The sequence below is a fragment of the Prosthecobacter sp. genome, from assembly GCF_014879935.1.
Lineage (GTDB): Bacteria > Verrucomicrobiota > Verrucomicrobiia > Verrucomicrobiales > Verrucomicrobiaceae > Prosthecobacter.
On sequence record NZ_JACSRD010000113.1, the window covers coordinates 40,059 to 63,403 of the forward strand.

The 23,345-nt window shown below is 62.8% G+C and carries 19 protein-coding genes; 15 read left to right on the forward strand and 4 right to left on the reverse strand.

What is annotated here, in order from left to right:
* Nucleotides 1-65 precede the first annotated feature (65 nt).
* The 3 genes from IAE77_RS08105 to IAE77_RS08115 all read left to right on the forward strand — a co-directional run bounded on the left by IAE77_RS08105 (nucleotide 66) and on the right by IAE77_RS08115 (nucleotide 2,861).
* Entirely contained in the window at nucleotides 66-848 is a 783-nt protein-coding gene (locus IAE77_RS08105; protein ID WP_294224483.1) for a sialate O-acetylesterase, read from the forward strand.
* 18 nt (nucleotides 849-866) lie between these two features.
* Nucleotides 867-1,403 (forward strand): hypothetical protein, encoded by a 537-nt coding sequence (locus IAE77_RS08110; RefSeq protein WP_294224486.1) that lies wholly within the window; start codon nucleotides 867-869, stop codon nucleotides 1,401-1,403.
* Between the two features lie 798 nt (nucleotides 1,404-2,201).
* Nucleotides 2,202-2,861 (forward strand): DUF4126 domain-containing protein, encoded by a 660-nt coding sequence (locus tag IAE77_RS08115; protein ID WP_294224489.1) that lies wholly within the window; start codon nucleotides 2,202-2,204, stop codon nucleotides 2,859-2,861.
* Here the strand turns inward: IAE77_RS08115 and IAE77_RS08120 are convergent.
* Together IAE77_RS08120 and IAE77_RS08125 are read right to left on the reverse strand one after the other, a co-directional pair.
* On the reverse strand, nucleotides 2,825-3,205 hold the full coding sequence (locus tag IAE77_RS08120; protein WP_294224492.1) for a DUF2237 domain-containing protein: 381 nt from the start codon (nucleotides 3,203-3,205) through the stop codon (nucleotides 2,825-2,827). The genes IAE77_RS08115 and IAE77_RS08120 overlap by 37 nt on opposite strands.
* Before the next feature lie 65 nt (nucleotides 3,206-3,270).
* Entirely contained in the window at nucleotides 3,271-4,482 is a 1,212-nt protein-coding gene (locus tag IAE77_RS08125) for a polysaccharide lyase 6 family protein (protein WP_294224495.1), read from the reverse strand.
* Nucleotides 4,483-4,545: 63 nt separating this feature from the next.
* Here IAE77_RS08125 and IAE77_RS08130 point away from each other — a divergent pair, with 63 nt between their 5' ends.
* Complete coding sequence (locus tag IAE77_RS08130; RefSeq protein ID WP_294224498.1) at nucleotides 4,546-4,908, forward strand: hypothetical protein; 363 nt, start codon at nucleotides 4,546-4,548, stop codon at nucleotides 4,906-4,908.
* Between the two features lie 21 nt (nucleotides 4,909-4,929).
* On the opposite strand, the gene IAE77_RS08135 is transcribed toward IAE77_RS08130, so the two are convergent.
* Nucleotides 4,930-6,579, reverse strand: a complete 1,650-nt coding sequence (locus IAE77_RS08135; RefSeq protein ID WP_294224503.1) for an altronate dehydratase family protein — start codon at nucleotides 6,577-6,579, stop codon at nucleotides 4,930-4,932.
* A 116-nt stretch (nucleotides 6,580-6,695) separates the two neighbouring features.
* Between IAE77_RS08135 and IAE77_RS08140 the strand changes: the two genes are divergently transcribed.
* From IAE77_RS08140 to IAE77_RS08170, 7 genes are all read left to right on the forward strand, one after another.
* A complete protein-coding gene (locus tag IAE77_RS08140) occupies nucleotides 6,696-8,453 on the forward strand; it encodes an ATP-binding cassette domain-containing protein (protein ID WP_294224506.1) in 1,758 nt (585 codons plus the stop codon).
* A 147-nt stretch (nucleotides 8,454-8,600) separates the two neighbouring features.
* Complete coding sequence (locus tag IAE77_RS08145) at nucleotides 8,601-9,077, forward strand: glycine cleavage system protein H (protein ID WP_294224509.1); 477 nt, start codon at nucleotides 8,601-8,603, stop codon at nucleotides 9,075-9,077.
* A gap of 619 nt (nucleotides 9,078-9,696) precedes the next feature.
* The gene (locus tag IAE77_RS08150) at nucleotides 9,697-12,783 is read left to right on the forward strand and encodes a PSD1 and planctomycete cytochrome C domain-containing protein (RefSeq protein ID WP_294224512.1); all 3,087 of its coding nucleotides are present in this window, start codon (nucleotides 9,697-9,699) and stop codon (nucleotides 12,781-12,783) included.
* A gap of 1 nt (nucleotide 12,784) precedes the next feature.
* The gene (locus IAE77_RS08155) at nucleotides 12,785-14,200 is read left to right on the forward strand and encodes a DUF1501 domain-containing protein (RefSeq protein WP_294224515.1); all 1,416 of its coding nucleotides are present in this window, start codon (nucleotides 12,785-12,787) and stop codon (nucleotides 14,198-14,200) included.
* A 110-nt stretch (nucleotides 14,201-14,310) separates the two neighbouring features.
* Nucleotides 14,311-14,493 (forward strand): hypothetical protein, encoded by a 183-nt coding sequence (locus IAE77_RS08160; RefSeq protein ID WP_294224518.1) that lies wholly within the window; start codon nucleotides 14,311-14,313, stop codon nucleotides 14,491-14,493.
* Between the two features lie 165 nt (nucleotides 14,494-14,658).
* A complete protein-coding gene (locus IAE77_RS08165; RefSeq protein WP_294224536.1) occupies nucleotides 14,659-15,036 on the forward strand; it encodes a hypothetical protein in 378 nt (125 codons plus the stop codon).
* Between the two features lie 85 nt (nucleotides 15,037-15,121).
* Nucleotides 15,122-15,973 (forward strand): MYG1 family protein, encoded by an 852-nt coding sequence (locus tag IAE77_RS08170; RefSeq protein WP_294224521.1) that lies wholly within the window; start codon nucleotides 15,122-15,124, stop codon nucleotides 15,971-15,973.
* A gap of 38 nt (nucleotides 15,974-16,011) precedes the next feature.
* On the opposite strand, the gene thrS is transcribed toward IAE77_RS08170, so the two are convergent.
* The gene (gene thrS / locus IAE77_RS08175; protein ID WP_294224523.1) at nucleotides 16,012-17,973 is read right to left on the reverse strand and encodes a threonine--tRNA ligase; all 1,962 of its coding nucleotides are present in this window, start codon (nucleotides 17,971-17,973) and stop codon (nucleotides 16,012-16,014) included.
* Nucleotides 17,974-18,247: 274 nt separating this feature from the next.
* Here thrS and IAE77_RS08180 point away from each other — a divergent pair, with 274 nt between their 5' ends.
* From IAE77_RS08180 to IAE77_RS08195, 4 genes are all read left to right on the forward strand, one after another.
* Nucleotides 18,248-19,435 carry an efflux RND transporter periplasmic adaptor subunit gene (locus IAE77_RS08180; RefSeq protein ID WP_294224525.1) on the forward strand — a complete coding sequence of 396 codons (1,188 nt, stop codon included), beginning with the start codon at nucleotides 18,248-18,250 and terminating at the stop codon, nucleotides 19,433-19,435.
* Between the two features lie 12 nt (nucleotides 19,436-19,447).
* Nucleotides 19,448-22,585 (forward strand): efflux RND transporter permease subunit, encoded by a 3,138-nt coding sequence (locus tag IAE77_RS08185; RefSeq protein ID WP_294224527.1) that lies wholly within the window; start codon nucleotides 19,448-19,450, stop codon nucleotides 22,583-22,585.
* A gap of 93 nt (nucleotides 22,586-22,678) precedes the next feature.
* Nucleotides 22,679-22,870, forward strand: coding sequence for a hypothetical protein (locus IAE77_RS08190; RefSeq protein WP_294224530.1), 192 nt, complete (start codon nucleotides 22,679-22,681; stop codon nucleotides 22,868-22,870).
* Nucleotides 22,871-23,099: 229 nt separating this feature from the next.
* Nucleotides 23,100-23,282, forward strand: coding sequence for a hypothetical protein (locus IAE77_RS08195; protein WP_294224532.1), 183 nt, complete (start codon nucleotides 23,100-23,102; stop codon nucleotides 23,280-23,282).
* Nucleotides 23,283-23,345: the final 63 nt, after the last annotated feature.

Below are 23,345 nucleotides of genomic sequence, written 5' to 3' on the forward strand. Positions count from 1 at the left end.
AACGCAGCCCGGCAAGATCGTGAAGAAGCGCCGTTCCACGCACGTTCTGGCATGTTCTCCCCACCATGACCCGTCTCTCATTCCTGCTCTCCCTCGTCCTGGCCGCAACCACCCTGGCTCAGGAGATCACCCCGCCTGCCAAGGATCAATTCTGGCTCTTCCTGCTCGTCGGCCAGTCAAACATGGCCGGACGTGGCGTGGTGGAGGATCCGGACAAGACGCCGCATCCACGCGTGCTCATGCTCAGCAAAGACGGCCGCTGGGTGCCTGCCACGGATCCCATGCACTTCGACAAACCGGCCGCCGGTGTCGGCCTTGGCAAAACTTTCGGCCAGGAGATCGCCCAGGCGAATCCCGGCGTCACCATCGGCCTCATCCCCTGCGCGGTCGGCGGCTCCCCCATCGACACCTGGATGCCCGGTGTGTTCTATCCGGCCACCAAGAGCCATCCGTGGGACGACATGGTGAAGCGGGTCGCCACCGCCCTGCCCGCAGGCACCTTGAAAGGCATCCTCTGGCATCAGGGCGAGAGCGACAGCAAGCCCGACCTGGCTCCCGCCTACGAGGCCAAGCTGCACGATCTCGTGAAACGCCTCCGCGAGTTCGTCAAAGCACCCCAGGTCCCCTTCATCGCCGGACAGATGGGCAAGTTCGAAGGCGTGCCGTGGACACCTGAGGCCGTCATCGTCGATCAGGCACATCAGGATCTGGCCCGCAAAGTGCCGCACACCGCCTTTGTGAGCGCCGAAGGCCTCCAGCACAAAGGCGACAAGATTCACTTCGACTCCGCCTCCTTCCGCGAGCTCGGCAGACGCTACGCCAACGCCTGGCTGAAGATGACGAAGTAGCCGGCCTATCCTCCCCCAGTGAAGGACGGCCGCCACAGGCTGGCTCGCCAGTGCCTGGAGCGGCGGGACAAGACGATGAGACATTGGGAAGAGGAGACAGGGCACTCGGAGCGGCGGGACGTCTGCTTCGAAACCTTGGCGAAGAGAGGACGTGTCCTTCGTAGCTCGCAGAGCGAAAAGGATGGGGGCTCGATGCCGCAGCCGGAGGATTTCCTGGCGGATTTCAACGCCTACCAGAACGCGGCCATGGCGGTGCTGAATCTGGAGGCGATGCTGCGTGACGCAATCGCGCTGCGGGAGCAACAACGCGGGGCGATCGTCGGCACGATGAACGTGCGCGCGGCCGACGTGCAGCAGGCGAGCAACGGCAACCGGAAGGTGATCCTGAGCAGCGGCCTGGGCGTGAAAAGCGCCCCCACCTATGTAACCAGCCTGGCCGCGCCGACGAACCTGCGCGTGGAACTGAACGGCGAGGCGGGCGCTCCTGAACGAGGACGATTCTCCAGTTCATCCGAGAAGTTGGCGCGGAGAGCATTTTCACAGGCCACGAGTTGAATATCGGCCCGGTGACATGGCCGGGCTTGGTTTGGGCAGTTGCCGATGTTGAACGCACCCTGTGAACGCGCTTTCCGGATGAACTGGAAATCCAATGAGTCACAGAATAGGCAGAATGGGGACAACAGAATGGACTGAATCATTCTCCCGACTAACTTCCCAGTTCAAGGTGGCGTTTCGGACGTTCGTTTCACCGCAGAGGGGCGGAGGAGCAGAGGATGCAGAGGTCTGAGAGTTTTGAATTCTTTGCGCCCTCTGCCTCTCTGCCCCTCTGCGGCCCATTCGAGCTTCCCCTGGCTGGCAGCATGAATGTTACTCCCTGTTCCACACCCCGCCCCCGGAGTTCCGGTGCTACTGCCGTCATTCTACTGCCTGTCCGGCGCAGTTCATTGCCTGCCGGCTGATTTTTGCCGATGCAGGTCAGGTTGTCTGAGGCTGGGCGCTCCTGGTCTCGAGGGACATCCAGTGCGAGAGAGACGGATGGCTAGATGCACATGATGGGTCCACACCTGGGCCATCGGCCCAGGTATCGAGAGACACCACGAACAACACACGGACGAGGGCTGAAAGCCCGCCCCATGCCCACAGAATTCAACGGACCTGTCACGTGGCTGAGAGCCAAAGGCTCAACCCACCAACGGCCGCAGCTTTCCGAGCAACTCGCTGATCTTCACACGTTCCTGCTCGCTACTGTCGCGGTGGCGGAGGTGCTTCTGGAGAGCCGGAACCGACCGCTGCCTCCAAAATCCTGGCAAACTTGTCTCGGCTCCAACGGCGAGTCGTGTTATAGGGCTGCCCATGCAAATCCTCGAACAACTGGGCCTCGCGTTGGGGCTGGCTTCGCTCGCAGGGCTGAACCTGTATCTCACGGTGTTTCTCACCGGCATGCTGGTGCGTTTTGACGTGCTCCACCTCGCCACGAAATACCAGGCCATTGAAGTGCTGGGACACGAGTGGGTGCTCGCCACCGCTGGTGTGCTGTATGTTATCGAATTCGTGGCCGACAAGGTGCCGTGGCTCGACTCCGCCTGGGACAGCCTTCACACCCTCATCCGCCCCGTCGGCGGCACCCTCCTCGCCATGCAGGCACTGGGAGAAATGCCCGCCCATATGGAAGTCGTGGCTGCCCTGCTCGCCGGCGGTGCCGCATTGACAACACACAGCGCGAAGGCCGGCACGCGCCTGCTGGTCAATCACTCGCCGGAACCGGTATCGAACATCACCCTGAGCATCGCTGAAGACATCACCGTGGCGGCGGGCACGCTCGTCATGGTCATGAAACCGGTGCTGGCCCTCTGCCTGTTCACGATCGTGCTCATCGTGCTGTGGCTGGTGATCCCGCGCCTGTGGAGCCTCATCCGCCGTTCCTTCGCCTCGATCACCACAAAGCTGCGCCTGCTTTTCGGTCGCACCGCCGCGCATTACTCGATGACTTCTCCGGGCTCGTCGAGGGCGTGAGCCTTCAGGTCTGCGAGATCCACCCATTCCAGCGCGGATTCGTGTGTGGCGGAAAGACATACCGCCGGTGCGACTCCAGCGTCGAGCGCCTCCTTCCAGCGCGTCACGCAGAGACACCAGCGGTCGCCCGGTTGGAGTCCTGGAAACTCAAACTCCGGCACAGGGTTGGACAAATCATTGCCCGCAAGCTGCGAGAACCGCAGGAACTCGGCCGTCACCTGGACACAGACCGTGTGCAGGCCGACATCTCCCGGCCCGGTTCGGCAGTAGCCATCGCGATAGAACCCGGTCATGGGCTGGCGACAGCAGCAGATGAGCGGAGTGCCGAGGACGTTCGTGCGCATGAGTCCGGGTAGATTCGACTGGCCTTCGAATCAAGCGGGCATACGGCTTCGATTACCAATCGAAACTACTTCCACCAACCAGGGCCGGTGGGTTCAGGGATCCGAGAATGCCTCGGCTGATCGCTCTTCTTGTCACTGTTGTTTTTGGTGAAGACCCCATTAATAGCGCACTTGATCTCAAAGGCTTTCCCTTTGATCGTGTCGATCTGGTTGTCGGCAATGAAGGTTTCAACCGGAGGCAGCGTGGCCTTCTTGTCACCGCTCATGCCGATGAGGATGTTGTGCTCGCAGTTGCTGAAGCTGTTCCCTCTGATCTCCGCGTGTTTGACCTGGAAGTAGCCGTTCGCAGGCGAATCCGGGATGCCGAGCATGATGCATAGCGCGCTGCGTTCATCGTCGCCGGTGAGGTTCTCAAAGTGGTTGCCGGTGACAATGTGATATTCGCCAATGACACGCACGCCCCCGGTGCCTTTGGCACCCTGTCCATCAAAGACGTTTCCTTCGACGATGCACTTGTTCCCATGCCTTAGCGTCAGCGTGCCGGAAACGCCTTTGAAGGTGTTATGGCGATAAACATTGCCGCAGGACTTGTTGGAAATGCACTCGGCTTCGCCATCGCACTTCTCAAAGAGGTTCTGCTCCACCACGCACGCGGCGGTCAGCATGGACGTCTTGCTGTCGCCGAGGCGGATCGTCTCGCCGCCGTTCTTGCCGAGTTTCTGGCGCGGGCCGAAGTGATTGTGGTCGATCTGATGCCTCCCCTGATCCTTCGCCTCGTTGGACAGCCACACGACCATCGTCGTGCCCTCGGACGTCTTCCCGGCGATATAACAGTGATCAACGCGGTTCCGTGCGCCGTAGATCGACACAAACCGCGCCGACTTCCCCGGTGCCGCCTGCAACTCGTTTGTCACCGAGCAGTTCGTCACGCGGCAGTCACGAGCGAGTTCGTCGGAATCAATGCGCAGTTCGATCGCCTCCTCACCCGTCGGATTCTGAAACCACAGCCCGTCCACCACGACGTGTTCACCCGCCACGGAGATGCGCGAATCGCCCGTCAGCACCACCTTCCCCGGCGTCTGCGCCTTGATCGACACCGGCTTCTCCGCCGTGCCGCTGGCATGAATCTTCAACCGTGCATCCGCCCAGGTGCCATCTTGAAGAATGATCGTGTCACCCGCAGCGACGGATTTGGCGGCCTCCGCGAACGCAGCGGCGTCTACGACGGGGATTTGAGCGGCTGAGGCAGCAACGACAAAAGCTAAAGGTAAAAGCACGAATCGATTCACCCAGCTATGAGAGAGCTATTGGACCTTTTGGCAAGCGAGCTATGCTGACGAATGCTTCGTCGTTTCTCTAGCAGCCGCGTCACATGGTTCCTACTTGGGGTCGCAGCCTTACCTCTGGCAGGCTTTGTTTTTTCTCTGTTTAAGCCAACAGCCAAAACCGCCATGGGCTTCGTGGGTTTTTATGAGGAAAATCTATCCCTTTACACCTTTGTCGGCGACAACTCATACTCGCTAAAGTTTCCGGGCGATCGTGAGGTGTTTCACAAGTTTGCTGAGCGACTCGGTCTTGGTGAACACAAGGTTTCAGAAAACGAGTACTACGAAGAGAACTTGAAGGAACGATGGTCTCGCAAAGTCACTTTTAAAGAGGGAGACAAGCTTCGCAGTATTCAGTTTTTCTCGGAAAGCCACTGACTGCGTGTCCGTCATGTCCCCTCACAGCGACACACCCCGCTTCCACGGCAGGAAGTCGTCCTGACCCAGCGCGACGGCCTTGGGCGTGTAGTCGCCGCTGGCGGTGGCGATGACGAGTTCGAGCATCTCCTCGCCCATCTGCTCGACGGTCTTTTCGCCGGTGATGATGGGGCCGGTGTCGAAGTCGATGATGTCGGGCATGCGCTGAGCGAGCGTGCTGTTGGTGGCGATTTTGAGCGTAGGACAGACGGGGTTGCCGGTGGGCGTGCCGAGGCCGGTGGTGAAGAGCATCATGTTGCAGCCGCCACCGGCGAGCGCGGTGGTGCTTTCGACGTCGTTGCCGGGTGTGCAGTAGAGCGTGAGGCCGCCGTGCTGGCGGATCGGCTCGGCGTAGTCGAGGACATCGACGACGGGCGCGGTGCCGCCTTTCTTCGCCGCACCGGCGGACTTGATGCCGTCGGTGATGAGGCCGTCGCGGATGTTGCCGGGGCTGGGATTGGCATCAAAGCCGGAACCGCAGGCCTGCGCGGCACCTTCATACGCACGCATGAGGTGGACGAATTTATCGGCCAGGTCGGCGCTCACGCAGCGATCGCACAGGCTCTGCTCCACGCCACAGAGCTCAGGGAACTCGCTCAACACCGGCGCACCACCGAGCGCGGCGAGGAGATCGGCGGTGTGGCCAATGGCGGGATTGGCGGAGATGCCGGAGAAGCCGTCGCTGCCGCCACATTCGACCGCCATGATGAGATTGCTGAGCGCACATGGCTCGCGCGTCTGCTCGTTGGCCTGGGCGAGGCCGAGGAAGGTGTCGCGGATGGCGTTCGCCATCATGTCGCGCTCGGATTTGCTCTTCTGCTGCTCGTAGATCAGCAGCGGCTTGTTCATCTGCGGATAAAACGCGGCGAGTTCCTGCTCCAGGAGGCTCACTTGCGCGTGCTGGCAGCCCAGGCTGAGCACGGTGGCACCGGCGACGTTCGAGCTGTTGATGTAACCGGCCAGCAGACGGCACAGCGCCTGCGAGTCCTGCCGCGTGCCGCCGCAGCCGAGGCCATGTTCGAGGAACTTCACGCCGTCGATGTTCTTGAAAACGCGGGTGGAAGTCGCGGATGCCTCCGCCTCCAGCATGGCGGCCTCGACCTGCGCCTTGGAGGCCCCTTCACGGTGCATCTGCACCAGACGATGGGCAAACTGCTCATACGGCGAGGTTTTGCCATAGCCGAGGCTGCGCACCAGCGCCTCGCGCATGAAGGCGAGGTTGCGGTTCTCGCAGAACACGAGCGGGATGACGATCCAGTAGTTCGCGGTGCCTGCCGGTCCGTGGCTGCGTTTGAAACCCTTGAAGGTGCGGTTTTGCCACTTCGAGACGTCCGGCGGCGTCCAGGCATAGTCGCTTTGCTTCCCGCTGAAGGCGGCCGTGGCGTGGACGACATTGTGCGTGTGAATGAGCGCACCCGCCGCGATGGGCTGCGTGGCTTTGCCAACCGTCACGCCATACATGGTGATGAGATCGCCCACGGCGAAGTCCTTCGCGGCAAACTTCTGCTTGGCGGGAATCTTGTCGCGGAGCGTCCAACGACGGCTGTTCAACGACACGTTGGCACCAGGGTCGAGGTCGCGCAGGGCGACAAGGGCGTCGTCGGCAGGATGGACTTGGAGGATGGAGGTCATGGTTCGCGGTTCTAGTGGGCGGGATCGATATGTTAAACAGAGAGCGGCGGACCGCGAACGGCGAACTGAAAATTAGACCTTGGCTCCCGGCATGGGAGCAGCTTAGATCGGTCATCATGCTCGAAATCAACAATCTCTCCCATGTTGTCCCCGGCAAGAACAAGGAACCGCTCCGCGTGCTGGAGCAGGTCAGTTTCATGGCGCCGGGCGGTCATGTGCTGGCCGTCATCGGGCCCTCGGGCAGCGGCAAGACGACCCTGCTGCGCATCCTGGCCGGCCTGACGGAGCCCGAGGGCGGCACCATCACCCTGCGCAGCCGGGACCTGCTGAAGCAGCCGCTTTATCCGAACCAGCTCGGCTGGGTGCCCTCCGGCGACGACAACCTGATCGAGCACCTCACCGTGCGCGAAAACCTCATCAGCGCCGCACTCCTGCGCGGGGCTGGGCGCACGCGCGACGAGCTGCTCTCCCGCGTGTCCCACGTTCTCGTCACGGTGGGCCTGGAAAACATCGCCACGGAGCGCACTTCGACCCTGGCGCTGCCGCAGCGCCGCCGCCTGAAGCTGGGGCTCGCCCTCGTGGCGGATCCCGTGATCGTCTTGTGCGATGATTTCACCGTCGGCCTCGATGTGCGCAGCGAACGCGAGTTCGAGGCGCTGCTGAAGCTCGTCGCCAGCGACCGCCCGGACCGCATCGTGGTCCATGCGACCGACTCCCTGGCCAATCTGGCCGCGTATGACACCGTCGTCGTGCTGCACGAGGGCTACGTGGCCTTCCACGGCCCCGCACGGGCCATCCCTCACTACTTCACCGTGCCGACCTACGACGAGGTCTATGCGCGTCTGGCCAAACGCCCGGCGCAACGCTGGGGCGACTCCTGGATGAAGCATCGCGACGCCTACTACGCCGCCTTCAAGCTGGGCGGTGCCGCTGAGAGCCTCTCCGCCGCGGAGGAAGATCCCGATGACGCGGACCGCACCATCGTGATGAAGCAGAAGTCCGAGGAGGAGGCCACGCCGAAGAAGACCGACGAAGCCGAGGTGAAGCCGATCATTCCCCTGCCCGGCCTCTTTGGTCAGGCGCAGCACCTGGTGAAGCGCCGTTGGTCGCTGCTCCGCCGCTCGCCGCGTGAGTGGATCGTGCACGCCTCCCTGCTGGCGGGTGGCCCTGCCATCGCGGCCTTGCTTCTCTGGCCAAACAAAAAGCTCATCAAGGAAGCCGCCGGCGGCGTGACCACGCCGGAGGTGCTCTGGCCCGCCAGCCACACCGTTTCCATGATCACCCTGCTGCAGGTCCTGCTGGTCATGTTCATGGCCCTGCGCCTCGGTGCCCGCGAAATCGCCGCCCGTCGTGCGATCTATGAGCGCGAGCGCGTCGGTGGCGTTTCCCCCGCGGCCTGGCTGCTGGGCACCCTGCTCTTCATGCTGCCGATCATTCTCGTGCAGGGCGTCTGGATGGAAATGTTCCTCGACATCGTCTCCGGCGGCCTGCCTGGAGCCGGACTGGCGAAGCTGCTGCTCCCCGCCCTGTCCGGAGCCGCCTTCCTCGCCCTGTGCCTGGGCATTTCGGCCAATTCCAGCACCTCCGAACGTGCCCACAGTGTCTCCCTCACCCTGCTCAGCATCAATGTGCTGCTCTGCGGGGCTCTGCTCGGCTTCCCGACCGCGCTCGGCCATGTGGTGCACCCCTTCATCACCGCGCACTACGGCTGGTCCGGCATCATCGACTCCTTGCAAAAGACACCCTTCTTCGAACCGATCGACCTGTTCGTGAAGACCTGGTTCGCCGCCCCGAATCTCGCCATGATCATGCTCGGCGTGCATTTCCTCGTCGGCGTCGTGATGGCCTACGTCGGCCTGCGCCGCCGTGCGTAGTGCTTTGAAGTCACGATGGCTGCGCCGTCAAAGGTCAAGGTGGGTCATGGATCGTGCGCACGAACGCTCCAGTGTGCAACTCTTGACGAGGCTTGACCGTTGACCACTCATTGACCCGTCTGCCTTCTTTCAGTTTTCGCGCCCGTCATGCTCAATTTCGTCCGCTTCAAGCACGCCCGCTTCTCCGCCCGCTTCCCCGACAGCTTCCGCTACTCCCGCTCCCACTACTGGATGGCTCCCGTGGAAGGCGAGCCCGGCCTGTGGCGGGTCGGTTTCACCAAGTTCGCCACCCGCATGCTCGGGGAGCTCGTCGATTGCGACTGGAAGATGAAGGAAGGCGACCCTGTGGCCCCCGGTGACAACATCGGCTGGGTGGAAGGCTTCAAGGCCGCGTCAGATGTCTATTGTGTGATGACCGGTACCTTCGCCGGCGGCAATCCCGGCCTCAAGGTCGATGCCTGCATCGTCCGCAGCGACCCCTACGAGCAAGGCTGGCTCTACGCCGTGCGTGGCGAGCCTGAAGCCGAATCGCTCGACGTGAACGGCTACATCGACCTGCTCAGCGGCACCATCCAGCGCATGGCCGAGGAAGGCCACGGCGAAGAAGGCGCGGCGGAGGACTAAGGCTGCTTCATGCCTGCCGCCGCCCGGGCTTGGGGCGTTGGCACCCTCGACGTCACCCAAGGGGGCCCCTACCATCGTCAAAGGGACCTCCCCCATCGTCATGCTGCGGAAAACGGGGCGCTCCCCCTTCTCCCAGTTTCCAACTGCCCCACTGCTCCACCGACCTACTGTCCCTCCGCCCTTCGTCTGCTCACGCCGTGCCGGCCTGCTCAGAGAATGAGTTGGACAGTTGCCTGACCCGGGTCACGCCGGCCCAGGTCACTCCTCCGGACGGGCGCAGCAAGAGTCCCTGCCCCACCGCTTCGCCCCCACGGCACCCGCCTTGAACAACGACAACGGCCCTGTCCTCGGCTCGCAAGCCAGTCGCCCTTCGCTCCCCCCTTCTCAAAGCCTCCATGTCTCCAACTCTTCCGCATTCGCCATTTCATCCTTCGCAGTCTTGCTACGGAGAACGGGTCGTCATTCGCTTGATGGATCGATGGAGTGGTGGAATGAGGGGAGGCCAAGGGCGACGATGAGACCATGAGACTGGAGGCTCCCAGAAGCTCATCCCTCATCCCTGGGGGATCGGACCGGCTTTTCTAAGAACGCGGGTCGCTGTGGCGTTTCTTTTCCTCGCATGCGCCCCCTGTTTCTGCTGTTCGTCACCCTCCCTGCCCTGGCACCGGCGGCGGAGAAGATCGTCTTCAATCGCGACATCCGTCCCATCCTCTCCGACAAGTGCTTTCACTGCCACGGACCGGATGAAAAGGAGCGCAAAAGCGGGCTGCGGCTCGATGTGCGTGACGCGGCGCTGAAACCGGCCGAATCCGGCGCGGTCGCGATCCAACCAGGCGATCCCTCCCACAGCGAGCTGGTGGCCCGTTGCCTCACGGCGGACAAGGACGAGCTGATGCCGCCGCCGAAGCTCGGCAAGCCGCTGTCCCAACGCGAGAAGGACCTGCTGCAGCAGTGGATCACCGAAGGGGCCGAATACCAGGGCCACTGGGCCTTCCTGCCGCCGGTTCGCGCCGCCGTTCCGGCTCAGAAGCCGGATCAGCATCCCATCGATGCGTTCATCACCGCCCGGCTTGCCAAGGAAGGACTGAAAGCTTCACCGGAGGCGGATCGCGCCACGCTGATTCGCCGGCTGTCGCTGGATCTGACCGGGCTGCCGCCGACGCCAGCCGAGGTTTCAGCCTTTGAGCAGGATGCAGCCCCAAATGCCTATGAGAAGCTGGTGGACCGCCTGCTGGCCTCGAAGCACTACGGCGAGCGCATGGCGATGCAGTGGCTGGATTTCGCCCGCTACGCCGACAGCCATGGCTTCCAGACCGACAGCAGCCGCAGCATGTGGCCCTGGCGTGACTGGGTGATCCGCGCCTTCAATGACAACAAGCCCTTCGACCAGTTCACCATCGAGCAGATCGGCGGCGATTTGATCCCGAACGCCACGCTCGATCAAAAGATCGCCACCGGCTTCAACCGCAACCACCGCATCAATGGCGAAGGCGGCATCATCGCCGAGGAGTGGCGCATCGAAAACGTCATCGACCGCGTCGAGACCACCGGCTTCACCTGGCTGGCGCTGAGCCTGAACTGCTGCCGCTGCCACGATCACAAATACGACCCCATCACGCAGAAGGAGTTTTATCAGCTCTTCTCCTTCTTCAACAACACCACCGACCGCGGCACCATCACCGGCGGCTCGAACCGCTCCGGCGGCAACGAGGCACCCGTGGTCACCGTGGCTGATCCCGCCGCGGCAGCGCGTCTGGCGGCGCTTCAGCAGGAGATCGATGCGGCGAAACAGCAAGCGACCGCAGCGCGCAAGGATCTCGGCAAACTCATCGCCGCATGGGAGGCGACGGCGCTCAAGAACCTGGCGCAAGGCCAGACCGCGTGGGCACCGCTGGCACCGACGCAGGTCGTTTCCAAGCTGGGCGACAAAGGGGCGAAGCTCACGCGTCAAAGCGATGGCTCCTACCTGGCCAGCGGGCCGAATCCAGCCCAAGACACCTACCTCTTCGACGCCCCGCTGCCGAAGGGCGGCGTGACGGCCTTGCTGCTGGAATGCCTGCCCGATGCCTCGCTGCCCAATCAGAGCCTTGGCCGTTATTCGAACGGCAACTTCGTGCTGACCGACTTCGATGTCTTCGTTCAGAAGCCCGGCGGCAAGCCGGAGAAACAGACGCTGGCCCGCGTCAGCGCGGACTACTCGCAGAAAGGCTACGAGATTGAGAAAGTGCTCAAACGTGCGCGTGGCAAAGGCTGGGCCATCGACGGGCCGACGAAACGCGATCCACGCCGAGCGATGTTTGTGCTGCAAACGCCGGTGAATGCACCGGAAGGCACGCAACTGCTGCTGCGTCTCCGCCATGAGGCCATCGGCGGCCACAACATCGGCCGCTTCCGCATCTCCGCGTCCTCCACGCCCGCGGAGACGCTGAAGCTGGATGGCGACACGCAGCTCGCGGCCTTGAAGGCCATCCTCGAAGTGCCTGTGGAGAAGCGCACCGCGCAGCAGAAGGGCGAGATCCAGAAGTTCTTCATCGCCAACGTGGACAGCCCGCTGAAACGCGCCAACGACGTGGTCACCGCGAAGCAGAAGGCGCTGGAAGACGCCCGGGCGCAGCTCCCCAGCGTCATGGTCATGGAGGAAATGCCGCAGCCACGCGACGCCTTCATCTTGAACCGTGGCGAATACGACAAGCCGACCACGAAGGTCGGCATGGGCCTGCCCGCGGTGCTTCCACCGCTGCCGAAAGGGGCGCCCATGAACCGCCTCGGTCTCGCCAAGTGGCTGGTCGATCCGGCCAATCCGCTCACGGCCCGGGTGTGGGTGAACCGCGCGTGGGAGAAGTCCTTCGGCTACGGCTTGTGCAAGACGACGGAGAACCTCGGCTCGCAGGCCGACTATCCGGTGCATCCCGAGTTGCTCGACTGGCTGGCCACCGAGTTCGTGCGCACGGGCTGGGACATGAAGGCGATGCAGAAGCTCCTGGTGACGAGCCATGCCTACCGGCAGCAGAGCAAGGTCACGCCCGAGTTGCTCGCCAAAGATCCCGACAACCGCCTGCTCGCACGCGGGCCGCGTTTCCGCCTCGCGGGCGAACTCGTGCGTGACCAGGCGCTGGCGTTGAGCGGTTTGCTGGTGCCGAAGATCGGCGGCGACAGCGTGAAGCCCTACATGCCCGAAGGCGTGTGGGATGAAACGAGCAAGTACGGCAATCTGCGCGGCTACAAGGCCGACACGGGCGAGGGACTCTATCGCCGCACGATGTACACCATCTGGAAGCGCACCGCCGCACCGCCGACGATGCTGCTGTTTGACTCCCCTTCCCGCGAACTCTGCACCGTGAAGCGTTCCCGTACCAACACGCCGCTGCAGGCGCTCGCGCTGCTCAATGAGGTGACCTTTGTCGAAGCCGCACGGGCCCTGGCGCAGCGTGTGATCCAGGAAGGCGGCGACACGCCTGAAGCGCGGCTCGATTTCGCCTACCGCCTGGTGACCTCACGCGCTGCGGATGCCGACACGAAGCGTCTGCTGCTCGCCGGTTTGAAACAACGCCTCGCTGAATTCCAGGCGAACCCCGAATCGGCCGCCCAGCTCATCGCCACCGGCGCCTCGAAGCCCGATGCCTCGATCCCCGCGCCTGAACTCGCCGCCTACACCACGACGGCGAGCATCCTGCTCAATCTCGACCGCACCATCACCCGCGACTGACATGCCCTCCGCCACGCTTCAATTCCAAGACCGCCTCAATCGCCGTGCCTTCCTCAAGCAAAGCGGTCTCGCGCTCGGTTCCACCGCGCTCGCGTCACAACTTGTTGCCTCGCCAACGCACTTCGCGCCGAAGGCGAAACGCATCATCTACCTGTTCCAAAGCGGCGCTCCGTCGCAGATGGACCTGTTCGATCCGAAGCCGCAGATGGAAAAGCGCCGCGGCGAGGATCTGCCGGCCTCCATTCGCATGGGCCAGCGCCTCACCGGCATGACCTCGGGCCAGAAGACCTTCCCCGTGGCGCCGTCGATGTTCAAATTCGCGCAGCATGGCCAGAGTGGCGCGTGGATCAGCGAGCTGATGCCGAACATCTCGAAGATCGCCGACGAGCTGTGCTTCATCCGCTCCATGCACACGGAGGCGATCAATCACGATCCCGCGATCACCTTCTGCCAGACCGGTTCGCAGCTCGCCGGCCGTCCCAGCATCGGTTCGTGGCTCAGCTACGGCCTCGGCAGCGAAAATCGCGATCTTCCCGCTTATGTCGTGCTCACCTCGTTCGGCACCGGCCGTCGCGATGACCAGCCGCTCTACGACCGCCTGTGGAGCAGCGGCTTCCTGCCCACGCAGCATCAAGGAGTGAAGTTCCGCAATGTGGGCGATCCTGTTTTGTATCTCTCCGATCCCTCCGGGCTGAACCGCGGCATGCGTCGAGGCATGCTGGATGAGCTCGCCGCCTTGAATCAACGCGATCATCAGCTCTTCGGCGATCCGGAGATCACCGCCCGCATCGCGCAGTATGAAATGGCCTTCCGCATGCAGTCCAGCGTGCCCGATTTGATCGACACCTCGAAGGAACCGCAGCACGTGCTCGACGCCTACGGCCCGGAGGTCAGGAACCCCGGCACCTACGCGGCGAACTGCCTGCTCGCCCGCCGCCTCGCGGAACGCGACGTGCGCTTCATCCAGCTCTTCCACATGGGCTGGGACCATCACGGCGGCCTGCCGAACGCGATCAAAGGCCAGTGCTATGACACCGACCAGCCCACCGCCGCGTTGATCAGGGATCTGAAGCAACGCGGCCTGCTAGACGACACGCTCATCGTGTGGGGCGGCGAATTCGGCCGCACCATCTACTCCCAGGGCACGCTGACCGAGACGAACTACGGCCGCGATCATCATCCGCGCTGCTTCACCCTCTTCATGGCCGGTGCGGGCGTGAAAAAAGGCATCACCTACGGCGAAACGGATGATTATTGCTACAACATCACACGTGATCCCGTCCACGTGCACGATTTGAATGCCACGATCCTGCATCTCCTCGGCCTCAATCACGAACGCCTCACCTTCCGCTTCCAGGGCCGCGACTACCGGCTCACGGACATCCACGGAAACCTGGTGAAGGGCGTGGTGGCGTGAGCCGGGCGGAGATGGCCGTTCTCAACGCTCTGCTTCACAAGATCGAGGCCGGACATTCTCCTTGCATCACCCAGGGCTGAAAGCATCGTTCAAGCGATTGGAATCTCCGCATGCCAACGAACCACAACATCTCCAAAAAGCTCATGGCTTATTCGGAGGTCCGCAAGGGCTTCTCCGAGGCGCTGCGGGAGCAGTTGCAGTCCCAGGGACCGGTGACGAAGGCAGCCATCCGGAAGATCCAACAGAGCAGGAAATACGCGCACTCGCCCGTTTCGGCCATGATGTGGGATTGATTCTCGAGACCAGCACCGTCACCTGATGAGCGGTGCCGAGTTTGTGGGCAAAGGCATGGAACATGTGGTTGTGGTGCCAGAAGGAATGAACTGCGTCTTGAAGGACCATGATCCGCGTGTGTTTGATCCGGAAACCTTCGAGATTTCCACAAGCCAGCAGAACTGCTGTTCGAGTACCTGACTGACCACTTGCTTGCCAATCACTTCTTCGGCGACGACATCCGGCTGCACGGCCTCTATTTTGAGCAGTCACATCTCCACGTGCTTCTGACACAGCCATTCGTTGCTGGTCGGCACCCAGACTGGGACGAGCTTGTGGAACTGCTTGAAGCCCAGGGTCTCATCCATGAACAACAGAACAGCCGCCAATCCAAGTTCTGGGTGAATGGCGGATCAGCCGGAAACATTCTGGTCACCGACGTTCATGAAGACAACGTGATCGTCATGGCTTCCGGCAAAGCGCATCCGATTGACGTTCACTTCTCCTTCCCAACCAGGGCGACACGACACAAGGCGCTGCGAGTGCTGGGACTGTGGGATTGAACTTGCAGCGCCTGCACGTTGCAGTGGGTTTCCATTCCGCACTTGCACCCGCCTTCCGTTCGGCGGAGAGGCGGAGGCCATCCTCATGTCCCTGAAGCTCATTCTGACTCATCCCGGCGGTGCCCATAAAGACGAATTCCTGGCCTGCAGCCTTCTAGCCGCCGTTCATCGCGTGCCCATCGTGAGGCGTGAGCCCACAGCCGAGGAGCTGGCGGACGTTTCGACGGCTGTGGTCGATGTCGGCGGCGAGCACGCGCCCGAACGGCACAACTTCGACCACCATCAGTTTCCAGCCGATCATCCGCCGGTGTGCGCGTTGAGCCTCGTGCTGCAGCATCTCGGCGTCTATGAGGACGCCCGCCAGTTTTGCGACTGGCTTGAGCCTGCGGAGTGGTTTGATACTCGCGGCCCGAACGTGACCGCCAAGTGGCTCGGTGTGAACCGCGAGGCGATGAACAAGCTGAACTCGCCAGTCGATGTCACGGTGCTGCGTCGCTTTGCCAAAGCCAAACGTCTCGAACCCGGCGAGCCCTTGTGGGAAATCCTCAGTTACATCGGCCAGGACCTGCTGGACTATCTGCGTGAGCTTCGGGCACGCCTCGACTTCATCGCGTTGAATGCGCAGATTTGGAGCATGGACGACCATGAGGTGCTTTTCTTGCCCCGCATCGAACCGTTGGGAGACGAACCTTCCGCTGGCATCGGCCGCTACCTGGAAAGCATCGGCAAAAACGCAAGCGTCGTCGCCCTCATCTACCCCGACCGTCGCGGCAGCGGCTACGGCCTTTCCCGGCACAACGATGCGCCTCACTACGACTTCACCCGCATCGAGAAAGAACCCGATGTCCATTTCGCCCACGCCCGGGGCTTTGTAGCGAAGACGTCGGCGACGGAAATGGAACGAGTGAAGGCCTTGCTGGCGATGGCGAGGGTGTAGATCAACAACACCCTCGCAGTCCCGATAACCCTTCGCAGCTACAGCCTCCGCTCCTTCACCTCCGCGGTGATCTCGCTCACGAATTCCGCGAGCGACTTCACGCCGAGATCGCCGCGTTTGGCGTGGCGGACGGCCACGGACTGGGCGGCGGCTTCTTTTTCGCCGATGACGAGCATGTAGGGGATCTTGTCGAGCTGGGCGTTGCGGATCTTCGCGCCGATTTTTTCGGAGGCGTCGTCGTAGGTGGCACGCAGACCGGCGGCTTTGAGCTGGTTGAGGGCTTCGGTGGCGAACTGCTCGCTCTTTTCGCTGATGGTGAGCACGCGGACCTGCTCGGGGGCGAGCCAGGCGGGGAAGTGTCCGGCGAAGTGCTCGATGAGCACGCCGCAGAAGCGCTCCATGCTGCCAAACGGCGCACGATGAATCATGACGGGGCGGTGCGGCTTGTTGTCGGGGCCGATGTAGCTCAAATCAAAGCGCACGGGCAGGACGTAATCGACCTGCACGGTGCCGAGCTGCCATTCGCGGCCGATGACGTCCTTGATGACGAAGTCGATCTTCGGGCCGTAGAACGCGGCCTCGCCGGGTTCTTCGGTGAAGGGCACGCCGAGCGTGGCGGCGGCTTTGCGGCAGGCGTCTTCGGCGGCGTCCCACTTGGCAGGATCACCGGTGAACTTGCTGCTGTCGGGATCACGCAGGCCCACGCGCACGCGGTAGTCGTGCATGCCGAGCGTGTTGAGCACGATTTTGACCAGAGAAAGGCAGCCGAGCACTTCGGCGGCGACTTGTTCCTCGGTGCAGAAGAGGTGCGCGTCATCCTGCGTGAAGCCGCGGACGCGGGTCATGCCGTTGAGCTCGCCGCTTTGCTCCCAACGATACACCGTGCCGAATTCGGCGAGGCGCACCGGCAGGTCGCGATAGCTGCGCGGCTGGCTGTCGAAGATCTTGATGTGATGCGGGCAGTTCATCGGCTTCAGCAGGAAGCCATCGAGCAATTTGTCGTCCGGCAGCACGCGGTCCTCGGTCACGACTTCCGTGCCGGCACGCTCATTGAGCTGGCTGCGCAGCTTCGCGGACACCGCGCCGAGGCGCTCCATCATCTCGCAGCAGCCGCAGCCTTCCTTGATGATCTTGCTAAGGTCGTCGTTCTCGATGACCGGGCTGAACTGGCTGTCTTTGTAATAAGGGAAGTGGCCGCTGGTCTTGTAGAGCACCGTTTTGCCGATGTGCGGCGTGAAGACCTGCGAGTAGCCCTGCTTGCGCAGTTCCTCGCTGATGAAGTTTTGCAGTTCCTGGCGCAGCGTCGCGCCATTGGGCGTCCAGAGGATGAGGCCCTGGCCCACGTCCTCGTCGATGTGGAAGAGCTTCAATTCGCGGCCCAGCTTGCGATGGTCGCGCTTCTTGGCCTCTTCGAGCTGCACGAGGTGCGCGTCGAGTTCTTCCTTCGTCGGGAAGGCGGTGCCGTAGAGGCGCTGGAGCTGCGGCTTCGTCTCGTCGCCCATGTAGAAGGACGAGCTGACCGACATCAGCTTCACGTTCTTGCACTTCGAGGTATAGCCCACGTGCGGTCCGGCGCAGAGGTCGATGAACTCGCCGTTAGTAAACGTGCTGATCTGTTCGCCTTCGGGAATCTTTTCCAAAAGGTCGAGTTTGAAGGTGCTCGGATTGCCCGGACGCTCGCTCAGACCGCCGAGGCGGCCGCTTTTCGCCAGCGCGATGGCTTCCTCGCGGGTGACGCCCTTCCATTCGAACTTCTGGTTCTCCTTGGCGATCTTTTTCATCTCCGCCTCGATCTTTTCAAAGTCGTCCGGCGTGATGCGATGGTCCGGCAGGTCGAAGTCATAGTAGAAGCCGTTTTCCACGGGCGGGCCGTAGGCGAACTGGGCGTTCGGCCACAGGCGCAGGATGGCGGTGGCCATCACGTGGGCACAGGAGTGCCGCAGACGGTCAATATCAGACATCTGGGCGCGTTCTTCGAGGGTCTTGCGTTCGGCGGACATGGTTGAAAATGGAGGGCCGTGTCCATGCCGCAGGACGGCGGGGGTTTCAAGCGGTTCGCCGTTGTCAGTCAGCGGTTCATCGCCGTGATGAGCCGATTTGACCAGAGAACACCCCTGCCCTATCTGAAGCCGCTTCCTCTAAATCGGAGGCTCTTTTCCCCCTGTGCTGCCGGTGGCTGCCCGACGCCCTCCACCACATCGTCCGGCCCTCCCCAGAAGACTCCGCCAGGAATAGCGGCAGCCAGACAGGCCCAAAGAAACGAATTCCCCAGCCATGAGTTCCCCTTTCTCCATTTCGCTCGCCGTCCTGGCCCTGCTGCTGATGGCCTGCGATCGTCACGCCCAGAACAAACCTGGCGGACCGCCCATGGCACCGATGGGGCCCATGGAAGTGAATGTTCTGACGATCCAAACGACGCCCGTCACCCTCACGCAGGATCTTCCGGGCCGCATCTCCGCCTTCCGCGTGGCGGAAGTCCGCGCACGGGTGAATGGCATCGTCTTGAAGCGCCTGTTTGAGGAAGGCAGCGATGTGAAGGCCGGCCAGCCGCTTTATGAGATCAATCCGGCTCCGTATCAGACCGAGCTCGACCGCGCCACGGCCACCCTCGCACGCGCCCAGGCCAGTCTGACCGCCGCAAACCTCAAGGAAGAGCGTCTGCGCGGCCTGCGTGACACCAAGGCCATCAGCGAGCAGGATTACGAGGACGCCATCGCCGCAAAGCAGATGGGCGATGCGGATGTTCTGGTGGCCGAGGCTGCCGTGCGCTCCGCCCGCATCAATCTGGGCTACACACAGGTCACATCGCCCGTGGACGGGCGCATCGGCATCTCGCAGGTCACGGAAGGCGCCTACGTGCAGTCTGCCAACGCCACGCTTCTCGCCACCGTGCAGCAGATTGACCGCGTGTATGTCGATGTGACGCAGCCCAGCAGCGAGTTGCTGCGTTTAAAGCGCGATCTCGCCAGCGGCCGCTTGAAGGCAGACAAATCGGGCAAAGCGCAGGTGAAACTCATTCACGAAAATGGCGACATCCATCCGGAGGAAGGCACGCTGGAGATGTCAGACGTGACCGTGAATGCGATGACGAACTCCGTCACCATCCGTGCCCTGTTTCCTAATCCTCGTGGCGACCTGCTGCCGGGCCTGTTTGTCCGCGCCCGTTTGCAGGAAGGCACCAGGCCGGATGCCATCCTGGTGCCGCAGCCGGCCGTGAGCCGCAATCCCAAGGGCGAACCCACCGCGCTCGTCGTCGGCGCTGACAACACGGTCGAACTGCGTGTGCTGGAGACACCCCGCGCGGTCGGCGGCCAGTGGCTGGTCAGCTCTGGATTGAAACCGGGCGACCAAGTCATCCTCAACAACCTGCAAAAGGTCCGGCCCGGCATGCAGGTGAAAGTCGTCGATGCGGCTCCAGATGCTGCGGCTGTCTCCAGCTCCCCCGCAGTGAAGCCGCACTAACACCACCCTCGCATGTCCCGATTTTTCATCGACCGGCCGGTGTTTGCGTGGGTGATCGCCATTGTGATCATGCTGGCGGGCGCCATCGCCATTTCCACCCTGCCCATTGCGCAATATCCCAGCATCGCGCCGCCCACCATCACCGTCATCGCCACGTATCCCGGTGCTTCGGCCAAAACACTCGAGGACACGGTCACCCAGGTCATCGAGCAGCGCCTCAACGGCATCGACAACCTGCGCTACATCGAATCGGCGAGCACCTCCGATGGCACCGCCACCATCACCGTCACGTTTGAAGGTGGCACCAATCCCGACACCGCCCAGGTGCAGGTGCAGAACAAGGTCGCGCTGGCCACGGCCCTGCTGCCGCAGGAGGTGCAGCAGCAGGGCGTGCAGGTGAACAAATCGGTGCGAAACTTCCTCATAGTCGTCGGCCTCATTTCGGAGGATGGCACCATGTCCGGCACCGATCTGGCCGACTACAACTCCAGCGTCATGCGTGATCCCATCAGCCGCCTGCCCGGCGTCGGTGAAATTCAGAGCTTCGGCACGCAGTATGCCATGCGCATCTGGCTGGATCCCGACAAGCTGACGAAATACCACCTCGCCACGTCCGACATTGTCTCCGCCGTGCGGGCGCAGAATGCCCAGGTCTCCGCCGGAGCGCTCGGAGCCCTGCCGGCCGTGCCCGGGCAGTTGCTGAACGCCACGATCATGGCGCAGAGCCGTTTGCAGACGCCGGAACAGTTCGAAGCGATCCTGCTGCGCGTCAGTCCAGATGGCTCGCGCGTGTTCCTGCGGGATGTCGCCCGCGTCGAACTCGGCAGTGAGAACTACAACGTTCTCGCCCGCTTCAACGGCAAACCAGCCAGTGGCATGGCCATCCGTCCTGCGATGGGTGCGAACGCCCTGGAGACGGTGGACGCGGTGAAACAAAAGGTCGCGGAGATGTCGCAGTTCTTCCCGCCCGGTGTGAGGGCCATCTACCCTTACGACACCACTCAGTTTGTCCGCATTTCCGTCGAGGAGGTGGTGAAGACGCTCATCGAGGCCGTCGTGCTCGTCTTCCTCGTCATGTTCCTCTTCCTGCAAAGCTGGCGTGCCACGCTGATCCCGACCATCGCCGTGCCCGTCGTGCTGCTCGGCACCTTCGGCGTCATGGCGGCCGCCGGTTACTCCATCAACACGCTCACGCTCTTCGGCCTCGTGCTCGCCATCGGCCTGCTGGTCGATGACGCCATCGTCGTCGTCGAAAACGTCGAACGCGTGATGCAGGAGGAAGGCCTGCCGCCGAAGGAGGCCACGCGGAAGTCCATGCACCAGATCAGCGGAGCCCTCGTTGGCATCGGCCTCGTGCTGTGCGCCGCGTTTGTGCCCATGGCCTTCTTCACCGGCTCCAGCGGCGTGATTTACCGGCAGTTCTCTCTCATCATCGTCAGCTCCGTCACGTTGTCTGTGTTCGTGGCGCTCATCCTCACCCCGGCCTTGTGCGCCACCCTGCTCAAACCGATGGCCCAGGGCCATCACCTCGCGAAACGCGGCCCCTTCGGCTGGTTCAACCGCGCCTTTGAAAGCACCGCCGACCGCTACGCACGCGCCGTCGGCCACTTCCTGCGCCACTACGTGCTCGCGCTCATTCCTTATGCCGCCATCGCCGGAGCGGTCGTGTTTTTCTTCCTGCGTGCGCCCACCGGCTTCCTGCCGGACGAGGACACCGGCGTCCTCTTTGCCATGGCGCAGTTGCCGCCCGGTTCCACACGCGAGCAGTCCGATCTCGTGCTGCAAAAGATGGAGAAACACTTCTTTGAGGAGGAGAAAGACCTCGTCGAAGGCGGCTTCGGCGTCCTCGGCTTCAGCTTCAGCGGCAACGCGCAGAACCAGGTGCTCATGTTCGTCAAACTGAAGCCCTGGGAGGAGCGCAAGCTGCCCTCGCAGAAGGTGAAGGCCATCCAGGGCCGTGCGATGGCGAAATTCGCCCAGTTCAAGGACGCGCTCGCCTTCTCCTTCGCCCCGCCCGCCGTGCTGGAGCTCGGCACCGCCACCGGCTTCGATTTGCGGCTCGTCGATCTCGGCGGCCTCGGCCACGACGCGCTCATGGGTGCGCAGGGCCAGCTCCTCGGCATGGCCATGAAGAATCCCGTGCTCGCCGGCGTGCGTCCGAACGGCCTCGCCGATACGGCCGTGTATCAGATCGACATCGACCAGGTCAAGGCCAGCGCCCTCGGGCTCTCGCTCGCGGAGGTCAATGCCTCGCTCAGCACCATCTGGGGCTCCACCTACATCAACGACTTCATCGACAAGAACCGCGTCAAACGCGTCATGATGCAGGGCGATGCCCCCTTCCGCATGCTGCCGCAGGACATCAACCGCTGGCACGTGCGCAACTCCCAGGGAGACATGGTTCCCTTCTCCGCCTTTTCCAGCGCCTCCTGGCGGCTCGGCTCGCCAAAGCTCGAGCGCTTCAACGGCGCCCCGTCGCTTTCCATCCTCGGCGAACCCGCCCCCGGCCACAGTTCAGGCGAGGCCATGGGCGAGATCGAGGCCATGGCGAAGCAGCTCCCGCCCGGCATCGGCATCGAGTGGGCCGGACTCTCCTTCGAAGAGCAGCTCTCCGGCTCCAAATCGGCTGCGCTTTACGCCATCGCCCTCCTGATGGTCTTCCTCTGCCTAGCCGCCCTCTACGAAAGCTGGGCCATCCCTTTCTCTGTGATGATGGACATGCCCCTCGGTGCCCTCGGCGTCGTCGCCGCCACCCAGTGGCGCGGCATGCCGAACGACATCTACTTCCAGATCGGCCTCATCACCATCATCGGGCTCTCCGCCAAGAACGCCATCCTCGTCGTCGAATTCGCCAAGGAGCACTTCGACCGCGGGGCCACGCTCATTGAGGCAGCACTGCACGCCACCCGCCAGCGTCTGCGGCCCATCCTCATGACCTCCATCGCCTTTGGGCTCGGCGTCCTGCCCCTCGCGCTCAATACCGGCGCGGGCTCCGGCAGTCAGAACGCCATCGGCACCGGCATCGTCGGCGGCGCGATCACCACCACCCTGCTCGGCCTCTTCTTCGTCCCGCTCTACTTCGTCGTCATCCTGCGTCTCTTCCGCGTCAAGCCGCTCCAGCCTCCGCAAAACAACGCGCAGATCGCCTGATCTGTCATTCTCCCTCCGTCAGCGCCGCTTGGGGAAAACCTGATGCCGCGTCCGGGGTGCCACATTGAGCGGCACGTGCGATGAAAAGGCCTCATGAAACCATCCTCAGAGCCCCTCGTCTTCATTCGCAGCCCTCACCTTGGCGACACCCACCCCAAGGCTCCCCAATGGCACGCCGTGAATGTCCGCACCCTCATCAGCGCCGACATCGAAGGCAAAATCATCTATCTCGGTCCGCGCAAAGAGCGCGTCGAGGAAGCCTACGTCCTCAAGGCGGCCGCTTGAGCCACCGGGTGACCGAAAGCCCGGCACCACAGCGCGGAGGCGGAACACGGTTTTCGTTCTGCAAGCAACTGCCGGTACAAGCGGTTCTGTGCCTCCTGCCCGCCGGGCTGGATCCATGCTGTATGACCGCCGCAGGAACGCGCTCAGGTCGCCCGGTGCATTCACGTGGAAACCGGATCTGGCAGTTGGTTGTCATCTGCGAAACTGATGGTAAAGGGCCGCGAAGACCATGCGCAGTCAGAAACAGAACAACCGCCCTCCCCGTCCCTTCAAGAATCAGCAGGATTCCGGCCGCTGGTCCGGCGGATCCGGCAACGGCGGCTTCATTCCGCCGCCGAGAGTGCCGCAGCCGATGAAGAAGAAGGACGAGGAGCCAACGAAGGGTCAGGAACACGAGAAGAGCCAGTCCTAGGCAGTGTTTTAAAACCTCTTGAGCGGCTGCATCCAATCGATGACAGCGGCGAAAGCGAGCAGT

Coding starts and splice junctions, on each gene's coding strand:
- IAE77_RS08105 (WP_294224483.1), top strand. CDS start 66: ATGACCCGTCTCTCATTCCTGCTCTCCCTCGTCCTGGCCGCAACCACC.
- IAE77_RS08115 (WP_294224489.1), top strand. CDS start 2,202: ATGCAAATCCTCGAACAACTGGGCCTCGCGTTGGGGCTGGCTTCGCTC.
- IAE77_RS08120 (WP_294224492.1), bottom strand. CDS start 3,205: ATGCGCACGAACGTCCTCGGCACTCCGCTCATCTGCTGCTGTCGCCAG.
- IAE77_RS08130 (WP_294224498.1), top strand. CDS start 4,546: ATGCTTCGTCGTTTCTCTAGCAGCCGCGTCACATGGTTCCTACTTGGG.
- IAE77_RS08135 (WP_294224503.1), bottom strand. CDS start 6,579: ATGACCTCCATCCTCCAAGTCCATCCTGCCGACGACGCCCTTGTCGCC.
- IAE77_RS08140 (WP_294224506.1), top strand. CDS start 6,696: ATGCTCGAAATCAACAATCTCTCCCATGTTGTCCCCGGCAAGAACAAG.
- IAE77_RS08145 (WP_294224509.1), top strand. CDS start 8,601: ATGCTCAATTTCGTCCGCTTCAAGCACGCCCGCTTCTCCGCCCGCTTC.
- IAE77_RS08150 (WP_294224512.1), top strand. CDS start 9,697: ATGCGCCCCCTGTTTCTGCTGTTCGTCACCCTCCCTGCCCTGGCACCG.
- IAE77_RS08155 (WP_294224515.1), top strand. CDS start 12,785: ATGCCCTCCGCCACGCTTCAATTCCAAGACCGCCTCAATCGCCGTGCC.
- IAE77_RS08160 (WP_294224518.1), top strand. CDS start 14,311: ATGCCAACGAACCACAACATCTCCAAAAAGCTCATGGCTTATTCGGAG.
- IAE77_RS08170 (WP_294224521.1), top strand. CDS start 15,122: ATGTCCCTGAAGCTCATTCTGACTCATCCCGGCGGTGCCCATAAAGAC.
- thrS (WP_294224523.1), bottom strand. CDS start 17,973: ATGTCCGCCGAACGCAAGACCCTCGAAGAACGCGCCCAGATGTCTGAT.
- IAE77_RS08180 (WP_294224525.1), top strand. CDS start 18,248: ATGAGTTCCCCTTTCTCCATTTCGCTCGCCGTCCTGGCCCTGCTGCTG.
- IAE77_RS08185 (WP_294224527.1), top strand. CDS start 19,448: ATGTCCCGATTTTTCATCGACCGGCCGGTGTTTGCGTGGGTGATCGCC.
- IAE77_RS08190 (WP_294224530.1), top strand. CDS start 22,679: ATGAAACCATCCTCAGAGCCCCTCGTCTTCATTCGCAGCCCTCACCTT.
- IAE77_RS08195 (WP_294224532.1), top strand. CDS start 23,100: ATGCGCAGTCAGAAACAGAACAACCGCCCTCCCCGTCCCTTCAAGAAT.